Annotated in this window: 4 protein-coding genes; 2 read left to right on the top strand and 2 right to left on the bottom strand. The window is 72.2% G+C overall.

Going from position 1 to position 5048, the window contains the following annotated elements; genetic code table 11:
* Positions 1-6: 6 nt before the first annotated feature.
* Together Pma05_RS41940 and Pma05_RS41935 are read right to left on the bottom strand one after the other, a co-directional pair.
* Positions 7-2202: an MMPL family transporter gene (locus tag Pma05_RS41940; protein ID WP_203863111.1), complete on the bottom strand. Its 2196-nt coding sequence runs from the start codon at positions 2200-2202 to the stop codon at positions 7-9.
* The gene (locus tag Pma05_RS41935; protein WP_203863110.1) at positions 2199-2795 is read right to left on the bottom strand and encodes an anthrone oxygenase family protein; all 597 of its coding nucleotides are present in this window, start codon (positions 2793-2795) and stop codon (positions 2199-2201) included. Before Pma05_RS41935 ends, Pma05_RS41940 begins: the two co-directional genes overlap by 4 nt.
* Positions 2796-3077: 282 nt before the next feature.
* Here Pma05_RS41935 and Pma05_RS41930 point away from each other — a divergent pair, with 282 nt between their 5' ends.
* Positions 3078-4247, top strand: a complete 1170-nt coding sequence (locus tag Pma05_RS41930) for a sensor histidine kinase (RefSeq protein ID WP_203863109.1) — start codon at positions 3078-3080, stop codon at positions 4245-4247.
* A complete protein-coding gene (locus Pma05_RS41925) occupies positions 4244-4918 on the top strand; it encodes a response regulator (protein WP_203863108.1) in 675 nt (224 codons plus the stop codon). Before Pma05_RS41930 ends, Pma05_RS41925 begins: the two co-directional genes overlap by 4 nt.
* Positions 4919-5048 lie beyond the last annotated feature (130 nt).

Raw genomic sequence — 5048 nt, 5'->3', positions numbered from 1 at the left:
TCCCCGTCAGGCGTTGTCCGCCTCGCGGAACAGTCGGTGGGGCCACCACAGGTACCGGCCGACATCCAGGCTCAGTGCGGGTACCAGTACGGACCGGACGACGGCGGTGTCCAGCAGGATGCCGAACGCCACCGCGAAGCCGAGCTGGACGATCATCGTCAGTGGCAGTGTGGTCAGCGCGGCGAACGTGCCGGCGAGCACCAGGCCGGCGGACGTGATCACCCCGCCGGTCGCGGCCAGTCCGATCAGGGTCGCCCGACGGGTGCCGTGCCGGACGGTCTCCTCGCGTACCCGGGTCATCAGGAAGATGTTGTAGTCGACGCCGAGCGCGACGAGGAAGACGAACAGATAGAGCGGCAGCGAACTGTCCTCACCGGTGAATCCGAAGATGTGCCGGAACACCAGCACGCTCGCGCCGAGCGCCGCGCCGAAGGAGAGCACCACGGTGCCGACCAGCAGCAGTGGCGCCACGAGAGACCGTAGCAGTAGCACCAGGATGGCGAAGACCACTGCGACGACGATCGGCACCAGGAGGTTCCGGTCGCTCCGGGCGGTCCGCTGCACGTCGAGCCGGACCGCGGTCTCCCCGCCGACGAGCGCCTCTGCCTCGGGTACGGCACGCAGCGCCGTGCGTACCCGGTCGACGGTGTCGTACGCCGCGCGGCTGTCGGCGGGATCGGTCAGCGTTGCCTCCAGGTACGCCTGCCCGGAGCGCAACTCGGTCGAGGTCAGCGACCCGGGCTCCACCCCGGGTACGGCGGCGAGCGTCGCCCGTACCCGCTCCGCCTGGTCGGGGCGGCTCAGCACCGCGATGGGGCTGCCGACGCCGGCCGCGAAGTGCCGGGCCAGTACCTGTTCGCCGCGTACCGAGTCGTGGCTGCCCCGGAACGACTCCGACGAGGTCAGTCCGGTCGCGTCGAGCTGCGTGATGCCGAGGGCCAGCGCGCCGAACGCGAGGCTGGTCGCCAGCCAGGTCGCACGGGGCCGGCGGGCGATCAGCCGGCCGATCCGGTTCCACCAGCCGATCGCGCCGGCCCCGGCCACCGCGCTGTCGTCGGCTTCGGTACCGGACCGGGCCGCCGCCGCAGCTCCGCTCGACGTGCTGGCGCCGGCCCCGATGTCGGCGCCGCCGTACCTCGGCCGGGCCGGCCAGAAGACCCAACGACCGCACCGGACCAGCAGCGCCGGGAACGCGGTCAGCATCACCACCAGTGCGGTCAGCACGCCGACGGCCAGCACCGGGCCGAGCCCTCGGGTCCAGCTCAGCTCGGCGAGCAGCAGGCAGGACATGGCGGCGGCTGCGGTACCGGCACTGGCCAGGACGGCTGGCGTGGAGCGGCGCAGCGCGAGCCCCATCGCGTCGTGCGGGTCCCGGTGGTGGCGCAACTCCTCGCGGTAGCGGGCGACCAGCAGCAGCCCGTAGTCGGTGGCCGTGCCGAAGACGAGAATGGTCAGGATCGCGCCGCTGTCCGCGGTGACGGTCAACTGCGCGTACCGGGCGAGCAGGTAGACCACTGCCTGCGCGGCGATCAGCGCCAGGCCGGCGCAGGCCACCGGCAGCAGCCACAACACCGGGCTGCGGTAGGTGACCAGCAGGATCAGCACGACGACGGCGACGGTGGCCAGTAACAGGCGGCCGTCGAGTCCGCTGACCGCCGCGCTCTGGTCGGCGAGCGAGCCGGCCGGACCAGCGACGTACACGGTCATGCCCGCCGCGTCCTGCCGGGCGGTCTGGCGGATCGCGCCGACCGCGTCCGCGACCCGGTCGAAGGGGTCCGGGCCAAGGTCGAGCGGCACGACGAGCTGGGCGGCGGTACCGTCGTCGGCCAGGGTGGGGCCGAGTACCGTACCCCCGAGATCGGTCCGCTGGGCGAAGGCCCGGGCGTCGGCGGCGAGCTTGCCGCGATCGGTTTCGGTCAGCCCGGTCGGCCGGGTGTAGACGACGACTGCGGGCAGCGGCGCGTCGGAGGCGGCCGAGGTCTGCACCCGCAGCACCCGGGCGGACTCGGCACCGGCCGGCAGGGGTGAACCTTCGTCGTCCTGCACCGCGCCCAACCGGCTGGCGAAACCGGCGGCCACCACCGCCGCGACCAGCCAGAACCCCAACACCACCCAACTGGTACGGCGTCCCGTGACCAGCCCGACCACCGCGCGGCCGGCCGATTCGCGGCGGCCCGGCGGCCCGACGGTCGGTGCCGTCACCTCCGCTCCTCCCGCTCCTCGTGCCGTTCGTTCCGCTCCTCGTGCCGCCCGGCGGCGGTGATGGTGGCGCGGTCGACGACGACCAGCAACAGGACGAAGGCGGTCAGCGCGGTGAAGGTCCGGAGGTAGTTCAGCAGTTCCCAGCGTTGCAGGATCGCCGCGTGGTCGGCCGGGACCGAGCCGGCGAGCCACTCCCGGATCTGACGGTTGATCGGCACGTTGCCGAACCGGGTGACCAGGAACGTGGCCAGGGTCAGCAGGCTGGCCCCGGCGGCCAGCATCCGTGGCGTGTTGCGGAACAGCACGGCCAGGACCAGCGTGCTCAGGAACGCCACGCCCATCACCGACTGCATGACCGGGCCGTTCATCCGCATCAGGGCGGTGTGGAAGGTCAGCCGCACTTCGAGCGGCACGGACTGGAACGCCTGCACGACGTTCACGGCCCCGTAGCCGAACGCACCGGCGAGCAGACCGCTGGAGAGCAGCGCGAGTCCACGGACGACCCGGATGGTTCCGCTTCGCGCGCCGGCGTTCCCCACCACACCGGTTCCGTCGCGCGGCGGGCGGGTGTGCTGGGCAGGTGTGCTGGTCATGTGCTCCTCCTCGACTCGCCTGACTCGACTCGCCTGACGGTCGCGCGGTCGCGCGTCGGCGTGGCGTCCGGCAACGTCCGGCAACGTCTGGCGACCGGCAGGGGTGCCGGCGTCACGCCTGTCGACGATGCCGTCCGGACCCGGTCCCGGTCGTCGGTCCAGTGCGGACAACTGCCGCTGCCGACGGCGACGCAGGCCGGCCGAGGAGTACGCCCAGGGCGGTAGTGCCGGCTACATCCCCAGCCCGACGCGTTTCCTGCGACGGTCGTCTACGGTTCGGAGATGCGCGACGGGAGCGGGCGCGGGTGGTGGCGCAGCACATGGGTGACCTGGCGGGACTGGTTCGTCGCGGCCGGTGTCGCCGTACTGGTGCTGCTCGGCGCCCGGACCGCACCTCCCGGCAGGCTGGAACTCGACCCGGGCGGCTACCTCCTGCTGCTGCTCGGTGCGGCGACGTTGGCGTTCCGGCACCGCGCACCCCGGCTGGTGCTCGGTGCCGCCACCGCCGGCCTGCTCGGCTACCAGCTCCGGGGCTATCCCGGGGTCATCCCGGCCGTGCCCGTGCTGTTCGCCCTGTACGCGGCGGTCCGCGTCGGACACCGCCGGTCCGCGTTCGTCGCCCTCGGGGTGGTGCTGGTCGGCGGCTTCGTCGGCGAGATGGCGCTCGGCGCTGGCGACCAGGCGCCTCCCGACGTCTTCCAGCGATGGTTCCTGCTCGTCGGCTGGATGGTCGCGGCCTGCACCCTGGCAGAGGTGACCCGGCACCGCCAGGCGTACCTGGCGGAGGTGGAGCGGCGGGCGACCGACGCCGAACGGACCCGTGAGGAGACCGCCCGACGCCGCGCCGACGAGGAGCGGCTGCGGATCGCCCGCGAACTGCACGACTCGTTGACGCACAGCATCTCGATCATCAAGGTGCAGGCCGGTGTCGCCGTGCACCTGGCCCGGAAACGCGACGAGCCGATCCCCGACGCGCTACTCGCCATCCAGCAGGCCAGCGGTGAGGCGATCCGGGAACTGCGCGCCACCCTCGAGGTGCTGCGCAGCGACGACGACAATCGCGGTACCGGGCTGGACCGGCTGGAATACCTGGTCGGTGGGGCCCGTCGGGCAGGTATGCCGGTCACCGTACGGGTCACCGGGGAGCCGCGTACCCTGCCCGCGCCGGTCGACCGGGCCGCGTACCGGATCATCCAGGAGGCGTTGACCAACGTCGCCCGGCACGCCGGACCGGCGAGCGCCGCGATCGAACTCGACTACCGTGCCGAGTCGCTGACCGTCCGCGTCGACGACGACGGGCGCGGCAACGGCGAGTCGGATGCGGTGCCCGGGGTCGGCCTGGTCGGCATGCGGGAGCGGGTCGCCGCACTCGGCGGATCACTGCATGCCGGGCCACGCGACGGCGGCGGTTTCGCCGTCCGCGCCGACCTGCCGTGCGGAGCGGTCGCATGATCCGGGTGCTGCTCGCCGACGACCAGGCGCTGATCCGGGCCGGATTCCGTGCCCTGCTGACCGCCGAGGACGACATCGAGGTGGTCGCCGAAGCCGCCAACGGCGAACAGGCGGTGTCGCTCGCCGTACGGCACCTGCCGGACGTCGCCCTGGTCGACATCCAGATGCCGGTGCTCGACGGCATCCAGGCGACCCGGCAGATCGTCGCCGATCCCCGGCTGACCGGTACCCGGGTGGTGATGCTGACCAACTACGGCCTCGACGAGTACGTCTACACCGCGCTGCGGGCCGGTGCCAGCGGTTTCCTGGTCAAGGACACCGAGCCGGAGGACCTGTTACACGGCGTCCGCGTCGTCGCCCGGGGCGACGCGCTGCTCTCACCCACCATCACCCGCCGGCTGATCGACGAGTACGTCTCCCGACCGCCGCAGGGTCGGCTCTCGTCCGCGCTGGACGTGTTGACCAACCGGGAACGGGAGGTGGTGGCGCTGGCCGCCCGAGGCATGTCCAACGACGAGATCGCCGCGCAGATGGTGATCAGTCTGGCCACCGCCAAGACCCACGTCAGCCGCTCCATGACCAAGCTCCAGGCACGCGATCGGGCCCAACTCGTCGTACTCGCCTACGAGTCCGGCCTGGTCACTCCAGCACACCGCCCGGACACCCGGTAGTTGGGGGATACCCGCCCGCTTGCGAACATCGGATCCGATGTCCGGTTCGGTTTCATGATCGAGTCGGCTAGGTGGAATGTTGGGGGCCGGTCGGTCGTTACATCTCGCGTATGGCCGAGTACCGCCGCCT

Source organism: Plantactinospora mayteni (assembly GCF_016862935.1).
GTDB classification, from domain to species: Bacteria; Actinomycetota; Actinomycetes; order Mycobacteriales; family Micromonosporaceae; genus Plantactinospora; species Plantactinospora mayteni.
Note: the sequence above shows the minus strand (reverse complement) of the source record. Positions and strands in the feature narration are given on the sequence as shown.

Excerpts from the sequence above, each read along its gene's own strand:
- Pma05_RS41935 (WP_203863110.1), bottom strand. The coding sequence starts at position 2,795 with ATGACCAGCACACCTGCCCAGCACACCCGCCCGCCGCGCGACGGAACC.
- Pma05_RS41930 (WP_203863109.1), top strand. The coding sequence starts at position 3,078 with ATGCGCGACGGGAGCGGGCGCGGGTGGTGGCGCAGCACATGGGTGACC.
- Pma05_RS41925 (WP_203863108.1), top strand. The coding sequence starts at position 4,244 with ATGATCCGGGTGCTGCTCGCCGACGACCAGGCGCTGATCCGGGCCGGA.